At 38.6% G+C, this 21,144-nt stretch carries 21 protein-coding genes; 5 read left to right on the forward strand and 16 right to left on the reverse strand.

The genetic code is table 11. From position 1 onward, the window contains the following. Window positions 1-10 precede the first annotated feature (10 nt). From traJ to J0A69_RS18715, 10 genes are all read right to left on the reverse strand, one after another. On the reverse strand, window positions 11-991 hold the full coding sequence (gene traJ / locus J0A69_RS18670; protein ID WP_206588143.1) for a conjugative transposon protein TraJ: 981 nt from the start codon (window positions 989-991) through the stop codon (window positions 11-13). Then, window positions 984-1,634 (reverse strand): TerB family tellurite resistance protein, encoded by a 651-nt coding sequence (locus tag J0A69_RS18675; RefSeq protein WP_206588144.1) that lies wholly within the window; start codon window positions 1,632-1,634, stop codon window positions 984-986. The genes traJ and J0A69_RS18675 overlap by 8 nt, the downstream gene beginning before the upstream one ends. Continuing rightward, window positions 1,627-2,277, reverse strand: coding sequence for a hypothetical protein (locus J0A69_RS18680; RefSeq protein WP_206588145.1), 651 nt, complete (start codon window positions 2,275-2,277; stop codon window positions 1,627-1,629). The genes J0A69_RS18675 and J0A69_RS18680 overlap by 8 nt, the downstream gene beginning before the upstream one ends. After that, complete coding sequence (locus tag J0A69_RS18685) at window positions 2,261-2,950, reverse strand: conjugal transfer protein TraI (RefSeq protein WP_206588146.1); 690 nt, start codon at window positions 2,948-2,950, stop codon at window positions 2,261-2,263. Before J0A69_RS18685 ends, J0A69_RS18680 begins: the two co-directional genes overlap by 17 nt. Beyond that, window positions 2,947-5,391: a TraG family conjugative transposon ATPase gene (locus J0A69_RS18690; protein WP_206588147.1), complete on the reverse strand. Its 2,445-nt coding sequence runs from the start codon at window positions 5,389-5,391 to the stop codon at window positions 2,947-2,949. The genes J0A69_RS18685 and J0A69_RS18690 overlap by 4 nt, the downstream gene beginning before the upstream one ends. Then, window positions 5,382-5,711: a DUF4133 domain-containing protein gene (locus tag J0A69_RS18695; RefSeq protein ID WP_206588148.1), complete on the reverse strand. Its 330-nt coding sequence runs from the start codon at window positions 5,709-5,711 to the stop codon at window positions 5,382-5,384. The genes J0A69_RS18690 and J0A69_RS18695 overlap by 10 nt, the downstream gene beginning before the upstream one ends. A gap of 20 nt (window positions 5,712-5,731) precedes the next feature. Beyond that, window positions 5,732-6,184 (reverse strand): hypothetical protein, encoded by a 453-nt coding sequence (locus J0A69_RS18700; protein WP_206588149.1) that lies wholly within the window; start codon window positions 6,182-6,184, stop codon window positions 5,732-5,734. 11 nt (window positions 6,185-6,195) lie between these two features. Then, window positions 6,196-6,498, reverse strand: a complete 303-nt coding sequence (locus tag J0A69_RS18705) for a DUF4134 domain-containing protein (RefSeq protein ID WP_205639951.1) — start codon at window positions 6,496-6,498, stop codon at window positions 6,196-6,198. A 13-nt stretch (window positions 6,499-6,511) separates the two neighbouring features. Next, window positions 6,512-6,937 carry a hypothetical protein gene (locus tag J0A69_RS18710; RefSeq protein ID WP_206588150.1) on the reverse strand — a complete coding sequence of 142 codons (426 nt, stop codon included), beginning with the start codon at window positions 6,935-6,937 and terminating at the stop codon, window positions 6,512-6,514. 147 nt (window positions 6,938-7,084) lie between these two features. After that, window positions 7,085-7,918, reverse strand: coding sequence for an RteC domain-containing protein (locus J0A69_RS18715; RefSeq protein WP_206588151.1), 834 nt, complete (start codon window positions 7,916-7,918; stop codon window positions 7,085-7,087). 278 nt (window positions 7,919-8,196) lie between these two features. On the opposite strand from J0A69_RS18715, the gene J0A69_RS18720 reads away from it, so the two are divergent. Together J0A69_RS18720 and J0A69_RS18725 are read left to right on the forward strand one after the other, a co-directional pair. Further along, complete coding sequence (locus J0A69_RS18720; protein WP_205639954.1) at window positions 8,197-9,003, forward strand: LytTR family transcriptional regulator DNA-binding domain-containing protein; 807 nt, start codon at window positions 8,197-8,199, stop codon at window positions 9,001-9,003. A gap of 286 nt (window positions 9,004-9,289) precedes the next feature. Continuing rightward, window positions 9,290-11,860 carry a thiopeptide-type bacteriocin biosynthesis protein gene (locus J0A69_RS18725; protein WP_206588152.1) on the forward strand — a complete coding sequence of 857 codons (2,571 nt, stop codon included), beginning with the start codon at window positions 9,290-9,292 and terminating at the stop codon, window positions 11,858-11,860. A 17-nt stretch (window positions 11,861-11,877) separates the two neighbouring features. Here the strand turns inward: J0A69_RS18725 and J0A69_RS18730 are convergent, their stop codons facing one another. Together J0A69_RS18730 and J0A69_RS18735 are read right to left on the reverse strand one after the other, a co-directional pair. Continuing rightward, the gene (locus J0A69_RS18730) at window positions 11,878-12,606 is read right to left on the reverse strand and encodes a LytR/AlgR family response regulator transcription factor (RefSeq protein ID WP_206588153.1); all 729 of its coding nucleotides are present in this window, start codon (window positions 12,604-12,606) and stop codon (window positions 11,878-11,880) included. Then, window positions 12,575-13,594, reverse strand: a complete 1,020-nt coding sequence (locus tag J0A69_RS18735) for a histidine kinase (protein WP_206588154.1) — start codon at window positions 13,592-13,594, stop codon at window positions 12,575-12,577. Before J0A69_RS18735 ends, J0A69_RS18730 begins: the two co-directional genes overlap by 32 nt. Before the next feature lie 770 nt (window positions 13,595-14,364). On the opposite strand from J0A69_RS18735, the gene J0A69_RS18740 reads away from it, so the two are divergent. The 3 genes from J0A69_RS18740 to J0A69_RS22795 all read left to right on the forward strand — a co-directional run bounded on the left by J0A69_RS18740 (window position 14,365) and on the right by J0A69_RS22795 (window position 15,794). Continuing rightward, the gene (locus J0A69_RS18740; protein WP_206588155.1) at window positions 14,365-14,799 is read left to right on the forward strand and encodes a MauE/DoxX family redox-associated membrane protein; all 435 of its coding nucleotides are present in this window, start codon (window positions 14,365-14,367) and stop codon (window positions 14,797-14,799) included. Window positions 14,800-15,143: 344 nt separating this feature from the next. Beyond that, window positions 15,144-15,431 (forward strand): DUF6520 family protein, encoded by a 288-nt coding sequence (locus J0A69_RS18745; protein WP_206588156.1) that lies wholly within the window; start codon window positions 15,144-15,146, stop codon window positions 15,429-15,431. Between the two features lie 261 nt (window positions 15,432-15,692). Continuing rightward, a complete protein-coding gene (locus tag J0A69_RS22795) occupies window positions 15,693-15,794 on the forward strand; it encodes an AbiEi antitoxin N-terminal domain-containing protein (protein WP_206588157.1) in 102 nt (33 codons plus the stop codon). A gap of 93 nt (window positions 15,795-15,887) precedes the next feature. Here the strand turns inward: J0A69_RS22795 and J0A69_RS18755 are convergent, their stop codons facing one another. From J0A69_RS18755 to J0A69_RS18770, 4 genes are all read right to left on the reverse strand, one after another. Continuing rightward, window positions 15,888-16,121, reverse strand: a complete 234-nt coding sequence (locus J0A69_RS18755) for a toxin-antitoxin system YwqK family antitoxin (RefSeq protein WP_206588158.1) — start codon at window positions 16,119-16,121, stop codon at window positions 15,888-15,890. After that, window positions 16,118-17,047, reverse strand: a complete 930-nt coding sequence (locus tag J0A69_RS18760; RefSeq protein ID WP_206588159.1) for a helix-turn-helix domain-containing protein — start codon at window positions 17,045-17,047, stop codon at window positions 16,118-16,120. Before J0A69_RS18760 ends, J0A69_RS18755 begins: the two co-directional genes overlap by 4 nt. Before the next feature lie 343 nt (window positions 17,048-17,390). Further along, the gene (locus J0A69_RS18765) at window positions 17,391-19,580 is read right to left on the reverse strand and encodes an ATP-binding protein (protein WP_206588160.1); all 2,190 of its coding nucleotides are present in this window, start codon (window positions 19,578-19,580) and stop codon (window positions 17,391-17,393) included. Between the two features lie 362 nt (window positions 19,581-19,942). Continuing rightward, window positions 19,943-21,144, reverse strand: a 1,202-nt coding sequence (locus J0A69_RS18770) for a RagB/SusD family nutrient uptake outer membrane protein (RefSeq protein WP_206588161.1), incomplete at its 5' end; no start/stop codon positions are given.

Genomic DNA, 21,144 nt, shown 5'->3' on the forward strand with positions numbered 1-21,144 from the left:
GAATTTAAGTTCAGATCGATTTAGCAACTTTGGTAATGCCTGCACCGGCAATGTTGGTGGCCTTATTCAATAGCCCATCCCTCCCTCCTGGTTGTACAATAAACCCGGCAACGTTTGGCACTGTCAAATAGCCCAAGATGGCAATGACCATGAATACCAGGTAACCCAATGAACTGCTAAAATCACCATCCAAAACCATCATGTTCAATTGGATTTTAGAGATGATTGCACCGAAGATATTGGCTATCGGTAACCAGAGTGAAACATTGATATATCGGGCAAACCAGGCAGGAAGTGTATGATGAAATCCATCAAAAACAGATAGGCCCAAGACAATAGGACCGAGTATCGATAAGACAATCAGCTGAAATGTCCTGATGGTATTGATACAAAGTGCAGCTGCAAAAAACAGCACCTGTAGGAGGGTTGAAACCAGCTTATTGAAAATAGCAGTCAGATTGAATGCAAAGATCTCATTAGAAATCCGCTGAAAGACATTCAATTCCTCTGCATCCTGTGGAAACTGTTGTCCTACCTGCTCATCTATTTGCCCCACATAAGGCTCAACTCCGCCCTTTTCCAGTTCCTCAATATGTTTGGCAATTGCCAGATCACTTCCCTCCACCATTCCTGATGTTGCATCTACCAAGGGCTGCATTACCCCATTGAGAAAAGCTAAAAGCTGAGGAAACATAAGGATAGCCAATCCAATCGCAAAAGGTCTAAGCAAGGGATAAAAGTCAATGGGTTCTGCTCTCGCGATATGCCCCCACACTCTAAATCCTATGTACCAAATTGCAGCAAAACCTGCCAATGCTCTTGCGACTGAGATCAATTGATCAGCCAGAGGAATCATTTCATCGTAAAGTCCGGATAAAACCTGGTGTAGGTTTTCTACGCTTCCGGAAATCTCCTGTGCATAAACAGCAGGAGCCAAACTAATAACCAATCCCAAAGTCAGAAATACTACCAATCCTTTCCTTTTATTCATTGCTTCCCGTTAGCTCCAAAATGGATTTAAATCCTCTATCAACTCTTTGCTGCTGTCTCAGCCAACCATTGACTTGGTTGTTGAGCCTTCTAATCGGTACCAATAAACCGATCATTTCGGCATGTAGTCGGTCAATGGCCTCCAGCCTCTCAAAATCAGACATCCTCAACTCACCCGATGTCAACACGAGGAACAATTCCTCCAAATTCATTAAAGACCTGGAAATCGCTTCTTTATAAATACCTTCCAGGAAATCATGCTGTTCTTTTTTCAACCCACCGGACAATCTGAATTTCTTCATCGTCCCCGAATACTCCCGAAGAAGATATTGTTGGTACTTGATGATCTCTCCTACCCGGTAATAATTTCTAATCTCAGGGTTAACAAGGAGTAAACTGTTCAAAAAGACTTCGTGGAGTTTAAAATTTCCCTCCGCAACATTTTTGACTTGATTATACCCTTTACTCAAAACCTCATACCCTTCATACATCCGATTCAGTACCTGTTTCATCTGTACCAGTTTTTCATAATTCAGAACCAACTGTGTGGCCTCAAAATCCTGTGATTTAAGAGGAAAAGACAGGAAAAAAGCCATTCCAGCGCCAATGAAACAGGAAGTCCATTTCAAGCAGCCTTTATTCATATAATGATCTGATTATTTGTTGTTCCTTTAGCGTATTGCTTCTACCCTTTTCTAAAACCAACAGCGTATTAAAAGCTGACTTGATTTCTGAATTCAAAGATCCCATTTGAAGAAAACAGGCATCAATCACTTCCAGCCTTTCATTTTCAGAGAGCTGGTGCCTTCCTGTTTTTAGCACCATTTCGAGGTTCTCCAAAACTGCGTGGGAAGTGTTCAATAAGGCATCGGAAAGTTGAAGAGCACTTTCCTTTTCATCACTTTTCAATCTTTGGCTATCTTGAACCATGGTTTTGATCCAATCATTTACCAAATGAACCTGGGTATAATTATGATGGATAGCCTGAACTTTTGGGTTTTCCGCCAGCTCAGGGGAAACCACCTCCAGGGATTTGAAATAGTCCGAATGAGCTATCAAGGCTTCATTTTGTATCTCTTTGATTCCGGAAAGCCCTATGGAAACAATATCAAATCCTTCTTTCAGATACTTTTCAAAGTTCTTCATGAATAACAAGTGCTTGGTCTTATATGAAGTCTGTAATTTTTTTTGCATAGTCCATTCTTCCCATGTCTGCCCTCGGACAGTTTGCCAGCCAAGACACAGCATCCAGACAAATCCAATAATCACCTTAGTTTTCCAGTCCATACATTTTCTTTAGAGCGTTCGGAAACAGATCTGTTCTGGAATGGATCAGCTTGAAGTTCTTCCGATTGACTATTCTGAGATCCAAAAGATTACTCCTGATACGCCCCTCCGTTTCATGCAAGGCCTTAAGCCTATCAGCATCATTCATCTGCACCGAAAACGAAGTCATCACTTCAGTCACATGTTGAAGATTGTCCAGGGATTCCTCCAGCAATTCAAGGTATACTTTCTCAGAAACAGCCTTTTCGGAATCACTCAGAAAAGAGGAGTTTGATATGACTGTCCAAGCCTGATGGTATTCCTTTACTATTTGCTGTTGGAGCTTTGCTATATCCCTTACCCGCTGAATCTGGGAAATAACAGATTTGACTTTCCATAATTCCTGAAACAGATGTTCATACTGTTTTCTTTGAAGCTCATCCCAGCTGGCTATTTCCGCAAGCTTCAGTCTATTCAGTTTATTTTCCAGAAGCTTCTGGGCATTTTGCAACACGATCGTTTCATTCTGTAAGCGCTGGATCTTTAAGTCTATGGCCTGAATTACTTTCTTGACCCCTGCTGCGATAACTTCCAGAATCACCGCTATGGGAACAGCTTTTGCCCGGGACAAGGGAACAACCGTCAAGGCCAAAAAAAGAGGCAATACGAGTACAATGATTTTTTTCCTGATCATCCTTTTTGATTTGTTCTGATTTCATTGGCCAGCATCTGGATTCCTTCCTTATACCCTCCATATTTTCTGGCATATTCCTCCACCCTAATCTTTTCCATTTCCTCGGTGGTGTAAGTCAGATATTCCTCCAAACTGACTTCAACCCGGTACACCTTTTTATAAGGACTGAGATAGACTTCTTTGTAATTTCTTCCAGGCTCTCTCGCCTTGTTCATACTGAGCACAATGGACTTTTCCTGTTCAGTCAAGCCCAAAAGAGACTGGACCTCATCAAACTTGTTCTGGTATTTGGATTGATCCAATAAGATCTTCACATCTGCATTATTGATAATTGCCTGCTTGATAATGGGACTGGAAACTATATCCTCCACCTCTTGGGTAACCACAATGGCTTCTCCAAAAAACTTCCGTACTGTTTTAAACAGATAGCGTATATATTCTGCCATTCCTTCCTTCGCAATAGCTTTCCATGCTTCCTCAATCAGGATGATTTTCCTGATTCCTTTCAACTTCCTCATTTTGGAAATAAAAATCTCCATAATCATCAAGGTGACGACCGGAAAAAGAATGGGATGATCCTTGATTGTATCCAGTTCAAATACAATAAATCGCTGCTCTAAAAGATCGAGGTTCTTCCGGGCATTCAGCAGGTAATCAAATTCTCCACCTTTGTAATAAGGTCTTAATACATACATGAAATTGTCCACATCAAAATCACTGTCCTTGATTCTATCCTTTTCAAGCACCTCACGAAAATCCCTGTCAAGGAATTCATAAAAAGAATCAAAACAGGGAAATACTGTTTGATCTGACTCCAACCATTCAAAATATCCGCTCAGTGCATTGGACAAAGCCACATATTCTGACCGCTTATACGTTTCATCCTCTTTTTTCCAGAGTGCATAGAGTAAGGTTTTAAGACTCTCCTTTTTCTCGGTGTCTGGTCTTCTTCTGTCACTGATAAAAAATGGGTTGAAGCTGATCGGAGCCGATTCTTCATAGGTGAAATAATATCCATTTACCAGATTGCATAATCCCTTGTATGAATGCCCTACATCTACCAAGACAACATGTGCCCCTTGTTCATAATACGTACGCATCATGTGGTTTGTAAAAAATGATTTCCCTGAACCGGATGGACCCAACACAAATTTGTTCCGGTTGGTGATCAGCCCATTACTAATAGGTTCATCTGAAATATCCACATGAATCGGGTAACCCGTAATCCTTTCTCCCAACCGAATCCCAATGGGACTGGTAGAGGTTCGATAATTGGTTTCCAGGTTAAAAAAGCTAACAGCCTGACCAAGGAAGGTGTCAAAAGACTCATTCACCGGAAAGGAAGCCTGATTTCCAGGGAGGCCTGCCCAGAATAGTTGGGGAGCACCCATTGTTTCAAGCTTCGGAACCAGGTTCATTTTTGCAAAAGCACTGGCAGCAAGGTTTCCAAGATGCCCCAATTCGGCTCTGTTATCCGTCCACACCATCACATTGAAATGGGCTTTTACAGCTTTTTTACCATGTGAGAGCGCTTCGTTTAAGAATGACTCGGTAGCATCCCGGGAAATCGCATTCTCTCTGCTATAGGTTGAAAGAGATTCCAGGCGTCTCCTTTTGGACTCAAGCGTTTTCAGCTTTTTCCTGGAATCCTCCACAAAGACAAACTGATTGTAAAGATGATTGCAGGACAATAGACCTGAAATGGGAGCAGGAAAACCGATCGGAAAATCTTCCTTCTCCGAACTGTAAGGCTCATATCTGACAATTGGATTTACAGTACCTGGAAGTTGATCAACATCCCCAATGCCATACAACTGAACATACTTGCTACCAATTCTGAATTCTGGTTTAAACTGGACATCTTCGAGCAGTAGAGAATCCCCCAATGATAAATAAGACTCCAGTACTCCTTTCCTATGGCTAGTACCCGCAATCTCTACTCCACTCATAGCTTGTACACCCAAGCCTATATCCAGCAGTATTTGCTTTAACTGCCCCATTACATGTAGAAATCCCTCTCTCTCTTTGGTCTGTACAGTTACAGGGGAAAGCAAGGACTTTCTCAAAAGATTGGAGACTGCACTGGTTCCCAAAGGAATTCCCGACGGCCGTTTGGTCACAAATAAATGACAGGTATGTTCCAAATGGGGTCTTCCTGAAAAAAAACGCTCACTGGATACTGCATGAAAAGATTGCCCATCACGGCCAAAATCCCCCCTATAGAAATTGTTTACAAACCAATCTTGCTTATGGAGAATTGTCTGTTCAGGTAAAAGCCCGACAACCTTTACCCAGGCAGAATGGACTTTTTCGAAGCCTATTTTGCTCAGCGAATAGATTTCAGGAAGCTGGATTTTAAAACCTGCCGTAATATCCCCCTGACGGGAAAGAATCAGATTATTTTCCACTTTATAGATCGGAAAAACCTTGCTTAATTCCACTCTTCCCTCCTTGCCAATTGTTTGAACAAATTCCTGTTGGACACTCTGATACCCCGTGGCACCTGCTTTTCAGCCCATTTCTTCATCAGACCAAACTCCCCATACCTGGCATTTAATCTTGATACCACGACAGCCACCAAAATGGAAAGGAATACCAATAGGAGTAAGCAGGAATTCATCGCCACTCCCATTCCGTAAAGCATCCCAAAAACCAATAAATTGAAAAGCAATCCGGCTATCATATACCCGATGTATTGCCCTTTCAACCCCTTAAATTCAATGGGTTTATTAATCCCCTTGTTGATCTTATAACTTTCCAATTATTCTTTCTTACTCCGTTTTAAAGTGTTTTTGAAACAGTCTTTTGAGCCTGCCTTCTTTCGCTGTTTTTTTGGATAAATTCCTTGATTCCCGAATCCTCCAGAGCGGTTATTCGTGCCTTATGCCTACTCTGAAACGGATATATTTTCAGAAAATAATCATCACTTAAACCATACTTTCTAGCTACTCCTACAGGATCAAGCCCCAATTCATCGGGGATTTCCAGTAACACCACATTTTTTGGCATCTCCACCAAATTGTGTGTGGCCTGAAAAACCTGCTTTTCTGCCATGTTATAAAAGAACTTATAATGGCGATAGTCTTCTGTAGTAACCAGCTGGTCCAACTTCAGACTCAACCAAGGCTGTTCAACATTTCGTAGCTCTCCAAAACGGACATCAATCGTATAGGAATGCCCGGCTAAATCAATTATAGGCAGGACACCTTTCTTCCTTAATTCCAGTGATTCCATGGCCGGGGCAATTAAACTCCGAAGAAACTTTGTAGCACTGTGGCCACAACAACCAAAAAAACGCAAGATCCAAACCATGCCGCTGCTACTTTCCCGGTATCAGGTTCCCCATTATTCCATTTGTTAAATACTTTTACCGCTCCAACAAGACCGACAATAGCCCCAATTGCATACATCAGATTGGTTCCTGACTGGAAATAACCTCTTACTTTCTGGGCTGCTTCATTTATTCCGGCATTTCCGTCCTGGGCAAATAAAGTGTTGGTCAATAAAAACAGGTAGCCCATACAGAGCCAGTGGATGATTCTTTTCATAGTTTTTAGAAGTTTAGTCGGTATTGTTTTTAATTCCTGCAAGGAATTCTATGAGGGCATTTTCTGAAATACCCCAAGGCTTTCCTGCCACTGATTCCAAAATATGGGAGACCAAAGCTTTCTGGAAAATAGGTTCAGACCTATATTTAAAGCCTGCCAATAGCTTCTCTATTTCAGTCAAAAACTCCTGACTGTTGCTTACTTTGGGGAGGATCTCTAGGTGGATCTGCTCTGCAAAGCCATGTATCTCCCCGAAAATAAATCGATACTCTTCGTCTGTGAATTTCGGTTCGTTTGATGAAACATCACTGTTCTTAGAAAATTGCAGATAGCCCCAAACCTCTTTTCCATAATACCAAAGTATGAAACCCAGGTAATACAAAATCAGGAAGCCCGTTAGTCCTAAAAAGAAATCCAACCAAGAAATATTCTCCAGCATAACAATTCTGTTTTGAGGTTACAAACTTGGGAATGCCCGGAGTCAAAAGGTCACATCAAAACCCGAAGGGGGATTAAAAAAAGATTCAGGAATAGAGAAGATTTAAAATTCAAAACGCTGTACACACAGAATTCAGAAGTTGATCTTTTACAATTCTCCTTTCCCATCAAAGTCCGTATTATCCATCCATTTTTCCAGTTTGTCTTTTAGCCTATCCAAAAAGGTGGTTCGGCTGTTTTTGCGGATCCTGATTTCTTGGAAGGTGCGGTAAAACTGGGATAAGTCCCTCTGAAATACTTTCTCTAAATGATTGGCAATATCCCGGATAGTCACGTTCCCATGATTTACAGCTCCGGAAGCTTTCAAGGCATAAGCCAGTTCAACTAAAGCAGCTTTAGAAGCAGTCCATTTAATCGGACCACTCAATTGCTCGGTATTGCCCTCCAGCTCCGACATCATTTTCTGCAGGAAACATTCCAGTTCCTGCAAAGCCAAAAATCTGGCATTTACCTTTCCTGCAGGAGTTGCATTCCTATCCCCTAATGGCAGTGTTTTCGTCAACCATATCGGAGAGTTGAGTTTCGACTTTGTAAAAAATACCTCATCCTGATCTTTTTTATTCAACCTGAAATAGTCATATAGAACATGATTCCTTGTTCGAAACCGATGGATAGTTAAAAACTGTTGGTTCAAGAACTTAATTGCATCTTTTCTTCTGGGAGGAAAAAACGACAGTATAAAATAGACCTCGCCAAAATAAATCAGTTCCGCTTCAAACGAAGGTCTAATCTGTTTATAGAAATAAATTTCCTTCAAAGGTGAATCAAACTTTTCCGGTGCACTGACTTTTTCACAATACTCATTGGCAATCAAAAAGCTTTGCTCGGCAGCTGCTAACCTATTGGGCGAAGTTTCGACGAGTTCATTGATTTTCTGTTTCATTTCCAAAAACAAGATGTTAAATGCTTCATTTTCTATCATGGTTTCCAGTGTTTTGGTTATTACATATTTTGGTTTTCACTTTTCCAAACCTACTTGGACAAGCGTTGAATAGACCCATCCCAAACCCATCTAGATCCTGAATCAGGTGATATCTTGGATGAAACACCTGTTTTAAGGGTTGAAAAAAAGAGGACAAAATTCAAAAAGCATTTTTTACCCAAGACTTTCGTAAATTAACTATAATCAAAAAGCATCTTGGGATTAAAAAGTAAATCAAACTTACCCTGATTTTTATAAAACTTAGATAAATAAAGGTTTTGGGATATAAAAAGCAGCCAATAAAATATCAAAATCAAGGGGTTCGTATCGCGCTATGTATCCTAGCTGCAGTACTAGTTGCAATGTTCGGCTCAGGAGCAAAAGTTCTCGATTCCCTCTCCAATCAGGCCTTTTATATCAAGCTGATCGCAACCCTGATCATTTCAGGATTCTTTATAGAATTTGTACACACCGTTACGGTCCGACTTGATAAAATTTATGACTGGAAAGAAAAACCCTTAATCAGATTTTCACTGCAGTTCATGTTGGGTATCTTTTTACCGGGACTTATCGACTTCCTATTCTTATCTCTGTACAAATGGTATTTCAATTTGACCGTCAGGGCCGAAGAGAGTGCACAGGTTGGATATTCCGCCATGTTGGTCCCAATCTTTTTGTTCAATTTTTATTATTTGGTTCATTACCACTTGTTAAAAAACAAAGACAAGCCAGAAAATTCAGGGAACAAAAAAAGAATGTTCATGGTACAGCAAGGAAGCCGGGTCATTCCTGTAAAGCTGGAGGAAATCAGAATGATCTATCATGAAGACCGGCTGAATTACCTGATAACTGCAGCTGGTAAAAAATATTACCTGAATGAAAGCCTGGAAAAATTGGAGGAACTCCTACCCCAGGAAGATTTTTTCAGGATTAACAGAAAAATGATCATCCATTATTTAGCCTGTCAACACTTCCAGTCCAATGGCCATGGTAAATTCCAGTTGAAATTAATACCGGAATTTCATGAGGATGTCTTCGTCACCCAATCCAAATCAAGCCTGTTCAAAGAGTGGATAAAAAGATAAATTCCAGCTTCAACAGCTAATTATACCGAAAACCATTCTTTATCTACCCATTATTAACCAGTTAGCAGAAAATTACAGGTATTAAAAGAATGCTGGAAAACCAGGCAATCGTTGACGGGATTCATGAAATCCATCCGAATAAACCCTTAAAACCTTAAAAAATAAATTGATGTAATAAATTCAAACCCATTCACCTACACTTTATACCTCAAACACCATCGATTATGCCAATCCGGTATTTCTGCTCCCTACTTCAGGTAGGATTGGGGAAACAAACGGAAAAAAAATGGCATTTCTTTATCGCATCCCTTTATTTGATGTAGACCCAAATGATCCAATTGCAATTTCGGATCAAAAAGAAAAAATCATTGAGGCCATCCAGCTAGCTTCACCGGAATTTGCCAAGCTATTAGCCTCCAAAGACTTCATGAATTTGGAGGATAGGTTACGAATCAAGCTTAGGAAGTACCTGCTTAGGGCAAACTACAGACCCACCCCATTTGGAAAATTTGCAGGTGTCGGGATAGCTGATTGGGGGAACATGTTTCATTTAGAGCACCCTTTAAAGGCCACTGAACTTAAAAATACCCATTACCAGTCAAGGACATCAGATCCTCTTTCCAACCAATACAATTTAACAGAAGGCATTTATCTCAAACATGGTTTCTATCATGCCATGGTCTACGATAAGGCCAGTCAAAAATGGAGTCCAAGGAAAATACCCTACAACAATCTTTTAAAAGTCCTGTTCAAGAAATTCAAAAACAGGTGCTTTGACTTTAATCAGTTTAAGGAATTAACAGAAAAAGAAAATCAGGAAGCGTTCGATGATCTATTAAAAGAGCTGTGGTTACAATTGATCGATTCAGGAATCTTGGTACATCAAGACATCCAACTGGAGAATCAAAACGGAACCGACATGGTTTTGGAGAACCCTGTTACAGTGCCCTGCTCTATAAAACAAACACTCCAGGAATTTATCGAAACAGCCGGAAATCTGTTTTCCGAGGAAGAAACCCGCTACTTACATGAATATAAAAAATGGCAAATAGAACATTTTGATGATCGCTGGATAAGCCTGCAACAGCTGATGGAGAATGGAGATTTTTTCTCCGGCCAGTTCCTACTGGAATCCAGTGTCCCCAATGAAGAGACCATAGATTTCAGCTCAAAGATTTTTGAAAACAACGGTCCGAATTCAATCGATCTTAAAAAAAATGTAGCCCACAAAAATCTGGACAGGGGTATTTTCGACATCCAACTCCTCTATAGGATGGATGAGCAAGAAAATCCGGTCATTGAAAACATCGTCTGTAATCGACCTTTTGTATACACCGGGAGATTTAACAGAGATGCAGCAGTTAAAAACCTGACACTTGAAATCAAAAACAAAATATTTCAAAATGAACATGTCCTGTATGCACATCTCAATTTCATAGAAAACAAATCAATAGAACATATCTGTGCCGTTGAAAACATTTTCGATTATGAAATAGGCCCTTATCCTCCCAATTCACCAAAAGAACTCGCCTTTAGAGATTTGTTCCTGGGTATAGAGCAAAACAGGATCATCCTTTTCCATAAACCGAGCAAAAAACAAGTGATCCCGATTGTACTACACCCATTAAACGGAGTACATATTACCCATCCCCTATTAAGATTATTATGGGAAGTTGCACATCAAGACCGGTTTCGATTCAAACCCTATCAAAGCAACAACTTGGAAAAGGCAGCTATCACGCCTGCACTATGCTGGGGAAAATTATGCCTGCAACCCAAAAAATGGAAACTCAAGAAAGACAAGCTGGAAACGCTTGAATCACTCCAAAGAAAACTGCATGCTTTGGATCTTCCCAAACACATATCAGTCGGAAAAATGGACCAGGAACTATTATTGAGCCTAGAAAACCCTGATGACCTGCAAATCCTAAGAGAGGAACTGAATAAACATGAAAACTTGGTTTTGAGCGAAGCTCATTGGTTTCATTCCAATGGCCGCAAAAACAAAAAAAGGCCACTTCAGCTGGTTTACCAGCATTCAAGAACTAAGAACGATCAATTTCCCGCTATCCATTTCAATCCCATTACCAAAGCAATTGCTGACTGTTTATATCTCATCATTACTATCAAAAACTCCGAAGTCCCAGAAGTCTTGCAACGGCTCTTCTTATTGCTTAAAAAATTGGAGTATTTCAAATCAAACCCCACCTGGTACTTCCTAATCTATGGCAAAAACCAAGGCACCGAAATCCGATTGAGGATTCTGGATTTCGATTCCAATAAGTCTCCCCTGCTGCTAAATAACTTGGAAGGACTATTCAGAAAAGAAAACTGGGAATGGAAAACAGCTACCTATTTCCCAGAAACATCGAAATACGGAAAAAGAAGCCTCCCTATTTCCCACAAAATATTTCATTTGGAATCTTCATTCTTAGCCAAAAAACATGGAAAAGACTTTCCCATCATGCATTCTGACAAATCAAAAATTCTATTGATTGTCAGCTTATGGAAAAAAATCATGATCCAGTCCCCTGAATCCAAAAGCCTTTTCAAACTGCTCCAAAAAGAAACTAAAATCATGGATACCCAAATTGTGCAGGCTTACAAAAAGGAATTTCAATTTTCACCTGAGGCAATACAAAGCCGGTTTAACCAGAAAAGTTATTTTTCACTCATCCTTTCACATCCTTACTTCAAAAGAAAGGGAGCCGTTCACTCCCATTTCCTAATGAATCATCTCCATATGATGTGTAACCGCTTTTTCCCAACAGCTCCATTGGAACAGGAACGTAGAATCCGTTACCATTTATACCGGGAAATGGGAAAACATCTTTATACCCTCTCCAATCAGACCTAGAAAATTTAAACCCCTCGCTACCGGATTAGCTTATTTTCAAAAATCCGCCTGAGTTCCTCCCTGTAAGAAACACTAATAGGAATAACATCCCCGGAAACCAATTCACATTGGGAAGCAGATAAAACTTTTACCTTTAAAATATTTACAGCAAAGGATTGGTGTATTCTGACCATGTAGGGTGATTTAAGCTTTTCCAGACTTTGATAAAAAGGTGAAACCAGGTTAAACTCTCGGTTACCCACCAGTTTTACTTTTGATATTTTCTCCTGTTGTTCCATGTATAGGATATCTTCAGGTCTTATAGGTCTTCTGTTGTAGCCAAGTTTATCTCCAATCACCACAAAATCCTCCTCTACCACATTCTTAACCCAATAGAGTCTGTCAATTTTCTTTTTCGCTTTTTCCAAAGCCCTGCTTAATTCAATTGGATCAGGTGGTTTTCCCAAAAAATCCAAGGCATCGACTTTAAAGCCCTGAATTGCATATTTGGAGTGACCTGAACAAATGATGACAGGTATCCTTGAATCTATCAATCTTCTTGAAATTTCCAGTCCGCCTAAATCAGGCATCAAAATATCTGTTACCAGGATATCTGCTTCTCCCCTTCTGATGTATTCAAGACCCTTTACCGGATCTGTTGTTGCAAAGCCTACTATAAATCCCGGCAGCATTGAAATTTCAGCACTTAATAAATCCAATACTGATTGTTCATCATCAATTAACCCTATTTTGAAATTCTGTATCATACAATAAAGACATTTTTAAAGTATAGCATGTATCATCTGATTCCACTTCGTATCCAAATCGATCTCCAAATTGATAGCTCAGTATTTTGAAGACAGAAGAAGCCCCGAAACCAGATCGTATTTTTTCATTCCGTTTTAGCACTTTGTTGGAAATAAAGGCTGTAAAACGCCAAAAATCAGAACTGGCATCAAGAGATAAGTCAAACTCAATAATACAGGGGTTCAGTTTGTCCTTGTAATCCCCATGGAAGAAAACATTTTCAACCAAAGTCAACAGGCAAAGCTTCGGCATCGGCAATTCACTTGCTATGGGATTCCATTGGACAACATCCGCGATTGAAATATCAGGGAACCTAATTTTCTGTATCTGAAGGTAATTTCGTACCGCAACCAGTTCATCTTCCAAAGCCTGCGGTTCCTCAAAATCCTGAAAACTATACCGAAGCAACGAAGTAAAATGAGAGAAATCCTTTGCCAAATCCCTTGAAAGCAACGTAATCTTTGAGGCATAAATACTGAGAACATTCATCACGAAATGAGAGCTCAATTGCATAGAGCGATGTTCAAGTTGCAGCTTTTCATGAGCCATCTCTATCTCAAATTGCTTTTTACGGAGGTCCTGTTTATCAAACTGTAACCCGATTGCAGTTGTCAATCCTAAGAAAAAGAATACCCGGAGCAGTTCATTTATGATAAAAACCCTAGGAAATCCATTGAAAAGCGCCACATCATATACGAAAGCTTTACTTCCTATAAAAACAAGGATCAATAGCAGGAGTATAAGTATGGCCGAACCTCTTTGATTGGGGATTTTGAATTTTGGAAGTATGAATCTGAAATAGAGGGCGACCAAAAAATAGCCGGACAAAAAATTGTACAGTGGGGAAAACCAATCACTGATCCGATCAATTATCAATAAGGTAGCTAGAAGATCTACTAACCAGTAGGCAAAGAAAACAAGAAACAAATAGTACAGAGGATAATCCATGGGATTTGCCATCCAACGAATTATCCCCGAAACCTTGCCGAATCTACCCTTAATACCAGCCAGGTCCCTATTCCCATTAATTTTCATAACACTAAAAATTCATATATCATGATTAACAAACAATCTATTCTCGCTTGCCAAAAGGCACTTTTGTCCACTAGAAAAATGGATAATCAATCCAACTCCACCAGTGGTAAATCATTGGTTACCGGAAGTTTTTTCCGAGAGTGCCTGACAACATTTACAAGGGTCTGACCTGAAAACCAGTTTCAGGTAAACCGCTCGATTTTGGGCCATGTTATAAATCACAAAGTATAACCTACCAAAATGATCCAGCGGAAATGTAGGGGATCAGCTAACAACTGATCCTTTTTTTAGAACAGCTTAGGAATGCACCCTGCATGTGACATCCAGATGCTCTGATCACTTTTACACATTTTGAAGGTGTTGGCCTATCGTTTATTCCTGATAATACCACATTCCCTTGCTAAGAAGCGTAGTACCAAAAAACCTCCCGACCAATAAAGAGTAATTCAAATCACAATAGAACTAAGATAGTAATTAAATCAGATAATACTATTTATTCTGTTAAAAAACATAGTTTATTCATTCGGAATTATTTAAAACCAAATAAATCCATCTTCATTTCATAAACCAAATAACGAATTATACCTATTTACACACTGTATCTACCATACTAGTTGGTCAATGGATGAGGTAGTTAGGAAATTGAATCCATAAATCGGATCAAAACCAATCAACCAAAAAAAATGAAACTCATTTCTCAAATAGCGGCCATCTCTCTCATCCTGGTGTGGACTTACACCGGATTTGACAAGGTGCTACAATTTGAAAAAAGCAGGAAGGCATTCCACAATCAGACCTTTCCACCAGAGTTAGCTGAAATATTGGCCTATTTGGTTCCCTTAACAGAGATACTAATTGCAGTACTTCTTCTCTTCCATATAACAAGATGGTGGGGATTCTTATCGAGCATACTTGTTCTGGCAGTATTTACAACCTATGTAGGTCTTATCTGGACTGGTGCATTTCCCAGAGTTCCCTGCAATTGTGCCGGAATTCTGGAAAGCCTTGGCTGGACTGGGCACTTTATTCTCAACCTTGGATTAATAGGACTGGCAATAATGGGACTTAAAACCACCACTAAAAATGTAACTGATCAACACGACCCTAAAAAGGATTAAAATGCAAAACCCCTGAGGTTATAAATAACCTCAAAGGTTTATGTAATCAGCGTTAAGTAAATCATAAAAAGCACCGCTTAGTAACTTTGCTTATAAGTTAACTACTTTTTACATAGGTAACAATATTCAAACAATAAATCAATAGAAATCATATCGAAAAAATTAAAATAAGACGAAGTAACAGAAAAGAAAAAGAGGCTCATTTCTCTTAATAGCTTGGGGTAAGAGACAGGCTGGTACCCGATGAGTCTTAATAGGGCGACGCCGAAAACCCTTTTTCAGAGTAGGCAAACAACCAGAAACGGTTTCCCTGTTTTTGATTGGTTAAAAAACAGGACATAAACATGAAATATTTAAAAAACATAATCCCAGCACTTGCTTTGGTCCTTGGTGCTTCATTGGCAATGGCCATGAATTTTGCGGAAAATCCAACAGTTCGCTATGCAGAGGACCCAGATTCAGGAACTGAAATCTGGTACGATCTAACAGGAGTTACCCCGGGAGGATCTACCTATCAATGCAACATGTCCCCCTCCGAAATCTGTTCACATGAAGAAGATGATTTTTCTTCACCACAAGTAGAAGCCGGAGAATTTGTTAAAAATGGAACCCTGCCGTTGGCAACTCCATAATCAAATTGATTCAACTAAAGGGGGCAAGAAGCCCCCTTCCTTTTTTCCAAGCAAGAGATTTTTTCAAACTAATCCTAAAAGTCCACCAATTAAACACTGACCTAATTTCGGTCTTCCGGTAATTTCATTGAATTTCCATCAACAATAATTGATGCCTTCAACTAGAGAATCAGATCTATTTTAACCATGTTTGCTATAAAAGTTTAAAAAAACTCAAAAACATAAACTATTAGTTTGGAAAAAGGGTAAAAAATAAACCACATGCTTAATTCACAGCCTCAGGGAGTTGTTTATTTAAGTTCATGGTTAACAGAAAACGGATTTTCTACACAATTGCCAAACGGGTATAAAAAGAGCAAATGAATAAATTCCCTCAGTCCTGAAGCTTGGATGCGAATGGGAAATTTTTCTTTAAAGTTTATTCAGTTATGCCCTGTAACGTTTTGAGGGTCGTTGTTACCTTTTCGTCACTTTATATGGTTTCCCTTTGTCGTCATAGGTTGTCCATTCGCCAACAGGTTCTCCGTTCTCAAAATGACCTGAACGTTTGATTGTCCCGTCTATTCTATACCATTCCCAATAGCCTTCGGACTTACTTTCTATTATCTTTCCTTTAGACCAAATTGTCTTACCGTTAGCGTGATATTTTATGGTAACACCGTCAATGATTTCTTGCTTTTTCTCTTTCATGTTTTGTCGGTGCTATTTTCTTCAATAATTGCGATACCTACCATTTTCGCACCGTTACTTTTTAAAAATGCAAAAGTCAGTTTATCTACTTTGCAGTCTATGAACTGGACTTTATTGAATTTTCGGTTGTGTTTGAAAAATGAATTCAAGATTGTAGCATTTTCAAATTTAACGTCTTTAAAAAAGCAATTTTCAAAAGAACAATCTTCAATAATACCACCAAAAGTTATTTCCGTGAAGCCAATTTTTTTGAAAGATGTATGTTTCAATACAGCACTTTCGATTGAGTTCTTTTGAAAGATTGAGTTCATAAACTCTGCTCCTGAAAGATTGGAATTGTCAAAGTTGCAGTTTTTGATTTCACTTTGCTGAATTTCAGCATCAATCAAACTGGATTCTATGAATGTTGATTTTGAAATCACAGAAGCATAAATCTTTCCATTTCTAATGTCCGAATGAGAAAAGTCACAACCTGCAATTGCATTACCTTTTAGTATCAAACCTGATAGGTCGGACTTAATGAATTTGCAGTTTTTGATATTGGATGAACTGAACTTATCTTTTAGGTTTTTTAAACCCGAGAAGTCGGCATCTACCCAATTGCTGTTTGACATATCCCAATTCCAATCGAATCGTTTTTTACCTTCTTCATTTAGTTGTTCAGTAGGTAATTTGATTGATTGTTTTTCGAAATGCTCGTCATTTGTGGCACTCTTAAAAGTGTCGGAAAAGTAGTTTAAATCCAAGCCGAAAATCTCTGCAAGACGGTTCAGGGTAGTGAAGTCAGGCATTGATTCGCCACGTTCCCATTTTCCGACTGCTTGGGGACTAATTGAAATTTTGTTAGCAAGTTCAGCTTGAGAAAGGTTAATTTTCTTTCTTGCGTCGGCAATCTTGTTGCCAATGATTGTTGAATTGAGCATCATATTTTTTAAATTTAAATTGATGCTGTAAAATTATTTTGTTCGAAAGCGATAAGATAAAAAACTCTGCTACTTACAGTTGTAAATTCACTACATTCAGTTGTTTTCTGGCAACCATTGGTTGTTTTTAAGTCAAGAAATCTGTTTAGTTTTTTTTCCAATCTTTTTTCACTTGTTTGTATGTCTGCTTTTTGGTTGTATCGGTCTCTTTTACAATGCCAGCTAACGGTTTGAGTATTGCCGAAGGCGGGGAATTTTAGCACAAAAGTTCAATCGAAGAACAAATGCTGAACCTTGCAAAAATGCCCAATCGAGGCCGTTCAGACCCGGTTTTGGCAATACCTTGTTAGGCGATTGTGCATTCTAGTTCTTTTATGTCTTTATACAATGTTAGTAAATGGTCTTCTGATAAATCCATTAAAGGTTCATACATAAATGAGTTTAGATGTAAGTTTTCTGCTGTCATCAAATTCACTCTGTCGAAAATTTCAATCTCTTTTTTGTTGTTAGGGAACTCTGTTTTGTATTGTCCAATTATTTTTCCCGTTTCTTTACTCCAAATGTTAGTATGGAAATTTACATCTGTAACTTTATTGATAATATATTCTTCGGCTTTAAACCTTATTGCAATTGATAGGCAAAGTTTTGATTTTAAGTCCAATACTGGTTCGATTGCTTTGTTTGCTTCAATTTCCTCTGCAATAGAAATAGCCAAATCATAAACCTTTTTTGTTGTGTCTGGCAAAGTTGCAGTAGTTCCAAAAATGTTATTGAAAATTTTCAAAATTTCCCCTGTTGTATGCTCTTTGGTTTCTTTTATGTTTTCGGCTGTATTTGTTGGCTTAATGTGTAATAAGGAAGTTAAAATAAGATAGTTTGTATTTTTTGTACCTATCGTATATTCAATTAGATTTCTTACAAATGGAATACACGAAATAAAGGACTTTTCACAAGTAGGAAAGTTCTTTCTCAAAAGTGGAAATACGTCTTGCTTTTCGCCAGGAACTAAATTCACTTCACTTGCTGATTTAACGGCTTTTAAATTGCCTTCCCAATTGTTGACACTTTCCAATCTTTTTTTAATCGTTTTATAGAAGTCAAAATTATGTGTAAGAATAATCATTTTAAATCTATGGTCGTCTGCAATATCCTTTAAATATTCAATAATTGCGTACTTGTTTTTATAGTCGAATGAGTCGGCAATGTCATCGATTATAAATAATTGGTCAGTTGCTATCTTTTTCCTTGTTTCAATTTGAAAAATAATATTCAAAAGATAGAAAACTCTTTGTTCTCCTGTGCTTAAACTTTTATTGATTTCTGCACCGCCCAAATCTTTTGTTGAAGCACCATCTTCATAAGTGAAAATCAAAGAAGCAGGTTCGTTTTTTAAGATAACGTCTTCTTGGTTTTTTATCTTTATCTTAAATGGAATTGTAAATCTATTTTTGAATATGGCGAGGACTTTAAGCCATTCAGCTTGTTCTTTTTTTGCTTCAATGGTAATTTCGTTTCGTCTTGTTTTGGTTTCGGTATATAGTTTTGCAAAAACATCAAATTCACTTTTGTGATTTGCTATGTAGTTAAGAATTAATTTCTTTTTGAAATTTTCTAAGTCAATAAATTCTTTGATTATATCTTGATTGTTTTCAACGTAACTTCTAAAATTACGAAGCTCATTGTTTGCGTTTAAAGCTTTGTCAATTTCATTGAATTTTGAAGTTAATTCTGGGTCATTTAAAACTTTTTCTTTCTCCTCCTTTATTACATTTTCTAATTCGTCAATATTTCCGATTTCAACATCTTTAATTTTTACTTTATGTTCAGCTTTAAAAAAACCATTGTCTTTTAATGACTTTGTAACATTGTCTGCATTGTTGTGATTAAATTCTCCTTTCTTGAAAAATGTAGTGTTTTCGTTTACTAACTTTTCGTAAACAGCAATGTATTCTTTGATTTTTGTGTTGAAAGATTTCTCTTTTAAAAATTTTGATACCTTATCATTGAATATTTCATTGAAAACTATGTTTGTCAAGATTGGTGTTTCAATGGCGTTAATTTCCGTTGTCCGACTCTCAATAAAACTATAAATATCTGTCTTAAAGGTATCAGATATGGTTTGTTCAATTACGTTTTCTTTAATTCCTAAATAAGGTTGGATTGTTTTTATAAATTCCTTTTTTGTGTCATTTAGTTTTATGTTTATTGCATCGTATTCAGTTTTAAGAGTTTCGTTAGCCAAAATGGTTGACGCTTCTTTAAAATCAGCATCTTGCATTCTGTTAATCACAAAAATTTCTTCTTTTAAAATATCTCTATTGTCAACAAGAGCCGACCTATGATTTACTCTTTCACTAAAAATTCTGTCTTCTGAAACTTTGTCAAGCGAAATGTCTTCAAGTGTCTTAGCAAAAGAAGATTTCATTGCTCCATTTGGTGCGTAGATAATTTGCACTCTTGATTTTGTAAAATCGAATGTATGTTGCAGTTTTTTAATTCCATAACAATTTTCAAAGTGTATTTTTAGTTCGTTCATTTTTGTTCTGTTGTTTGTTGGCACGGTCGGTCATAGCATATCGCCTAACACCTCGCTAAACCCCATTCTCACTTGCCTATACCGTTTATATCGCATTTGTAAACAGGAGAATTCGGTGTTGTGAAAACCAAATTAAGAATTTCGTCAATCTCATCAAGAGAGCTTTGATTATTTTTACTGAAAACGAAATATAAATACGAATAAACCTTCTTTGTCTTACTGAATTCATAGCCTTAAAACACCTATCACTACCCAACAAAAAAAAGAGCTGTGAACCGAAATCCACAGCTCCACAACCCTAAAATTGTGATTTGACGGGTTGCAAAAAATAACAATTAACATTTTACCTCCTACCCTACAAATCAGCGATCGTTCTGAATCATAGGGTTCAATTGCATTTCTAATGGAGGAATTTCAAAGGCATAGCGGGGACTGTTCGGAAGAAGAACAGCATCCTCCTCATTGAATTCCCTGGTCAAGGTAGTTTCATAAGCAGGATATAGATTATGCCGCTTCAGGTCCATCCATCGGATATCCCTAAAAAGTAATTCCTTCCTTCTCTCCAAGAGTACCAATTCCATCAGTTCCTCCCCTGTCACATCCTCCTCCCACTGATAGCCTTCTGCCATTCTGTTTTCCAATAGGTATTTCAGAGCTTCATTGGCTTCTGCTTCATGTCCTGACCTAGCTCCTGCCTCCGCAAGGTTCAATAAAACCTCATCGGTGGCAATTCCCCCAAACTGGTAAAAATCCCCTGTATAATTGCCCCGGAAAATAAACCGCTCCGGTCCCGAACTCTGTTTGAAAAAGAAAAACGGCCTCAGATCCAGAGAATCATATAATCCCAGCAGCTCCGGATTCACATAGCTTTCCGCATTGCCAGTAAAGGTGGATGTAAGCTGTCTGCCATAAAAGACCGTCTCAGGATGCATCAGCTCAAATGGATAATTCAAACTTGAGTCCAGTTCATTATAATCCATCAATTCATCATCAATGGCCAAAGCCCTACTACTGGCCTCAAAGGATTCCCCAAAAGCATGCATGGTCAGATAAACCCTACCGAGCATGGCATGGGCAGCCCACTGCGAAGGTCTACTCGGGATATCCGCCTTTACCGGTAGGTTGTCCATTCCCTCCTTCAGATCGGAAACAATCTGGGCAAAGCTTTCTTTCATCGTTGCCCTGCCCGCCTTTACATTGATATCCGAACTCAAGCGGATCGGAATACCCAACTGTCCCTCAATACTTGGATCAAATGGCTCCGCAAAAAGCATCAACACTTCAAAATGTCCCATCGCCCTGTAGAATCTGGCAGAAGCCTGCAATTCCAGCATGCGCTGACGCTCAGTTTCCGATTTTGGACTAAAGGATTCCAAACCATCTAATACCACATTAGCATAAAAGACCTTTTGATAAGGATAGCTCCAGTTGGCATCATTCTCGTCCGGCAGATAGATTTCCTTTCTCCAGAAGTAAATAGCTTCCTGATTGAAGGTTAGTCTTGCCAACAGGCCTGAGCCAAAATAGGCATCATCGGAACTCACAAAGCCCCCCATGGGAACCA

This window comes from Algoriphagus pacificus (assembly GCF_017254845.1).
GTDB classification, from domain to species: domain Bacteria; phylum Bacteroidota; class Bacteroidia; order Cytophagales; family Cyclobacteriaceae; genus Algoriphagus; species Algoriphagus pacificus.

Excerpts from the sequence above, each read along its gene's own strand:
- traJ (WP_206588143.1), bottom strand. The coding sequence starts at position 991 with ATGAATAAAAGGAAAGGATTGGTAGTATTTCTGACTTTGGGATTGGTT.
- J0A69_RS18675 (WP_206588144.1), bottom strand. The coding sequence starts at position 1,634 with ATGAATAAAGGCTGCTTGAAATGGACTTCCTGTTTCATTGGCGCTGGA.
- J0A69_RS18680 (WP_206588145.1), bottom strand. The coding sequence starts at position 2,277 with ATGGACTGGAAAACTAAGGTGATTATTGGATTTGTCTGGATGCTGTGT.
- J0A69_RS18685 (WP_206588146.1), bottom strand. The coding sequence starts at position 2,950 with ATGATCAGGAAAAAAATCATTGTACTCGTATTGCCTCTTTTTTTGGCC.
- J0A69_RS18700 (WP_206588149.1), bottom strand. The coding sequence starts at position 6,184 with ATGGAATCACTGGAATTAAGGAAGAAAGGTGTCCTGCCTATAATTGAT.
- J0A69_RS18705 (WP_205639951.1), bottom strand. The coding sequence starts at position 6,498 with ATGAAAAGAATCATCCACTGGCTCTGTATGGGCTACCTGTTTTTATTG.
- J0A69_RS18710 (WP_206588150.1), bottom strand. The coding sequence starts at position 6,937 with ATGCTGGAGAATATTTCTTGGTTGGATTTCTTTTTAGGACTAACGGGC.
- J0A69_RS18715 (WP_206588151.1), bottom strand. The coding sequence starts at position 7,918 with ATGATAGAAAATGAAGCATTTAACATCTTGTTTTTGGAAATGAAACAG.
- J0A69_RS18725 (WP_206588152.1), top strand. The coding sequence starts at position 9,290 with ATGGCATTTCTTTATCGCATCCCTTTATTTGATGTAGACCCAAATGAT.
- J0A69_RS18730 (WP_206588153.1), bottom strand. The coding sequence starts at position 12,606 with ATGATACAGAATTTCAAAATAGGGTTAATTGATGATGAACAATCAGTA.
- J0A69_RS18735 (WP_206588154.1), bottom strand. The coding sequence starts at position 13,594 with ATGGATTATCCTCTGTACTATTTGTTTCTTGTTTTCTTTGCCTACTGG.
- J0A69_RS18740 (WP_206588155.1), top strand. The coding sequence starts at position 14,365 with ATGAAACTCATTTCTCAAATAGCGGCCATCTCTCTCATCCTGGTGTGG.
- J0A69_RS18745 (WP_206588156.1), top strand. The coding sequence starts at position 15,144 with ATGAAATATTTAAAAAACATAATCCCAGCACTTGCTTTGGTCCTTGGT.
- J0A69_RS22795 (WP_206588157.1), top strand. The coding sequence starts at position 15,693 with ATGCTTAATTCACAGCCTCAGGGAGTTGTTTATTTAAGTTCATGGTTA.
- J0A69_RS18755 (WP_206588158.1), bottom strand. The coding sequence starts at position 16,121 with ATGAAAGAGAAAAAGCAAGAAATCATTGACGGTGTTACCATAAAATAT.
- J0A69_RS18760 (WP_206588159.1), bottom strand. The coding sequence starts at position 17,047 with ATGATGCTCAATTCAACAATCATTGGCAACAAGATTGCCGACGCAAGA.
- J0A69_RS18765 (WP_206588160.1), bottom strand. The coding sequence starts at position 19,580 with ATGAACGAACTAAAAATACACTTTGAAAATTGTTATGGAATTAAAAAA.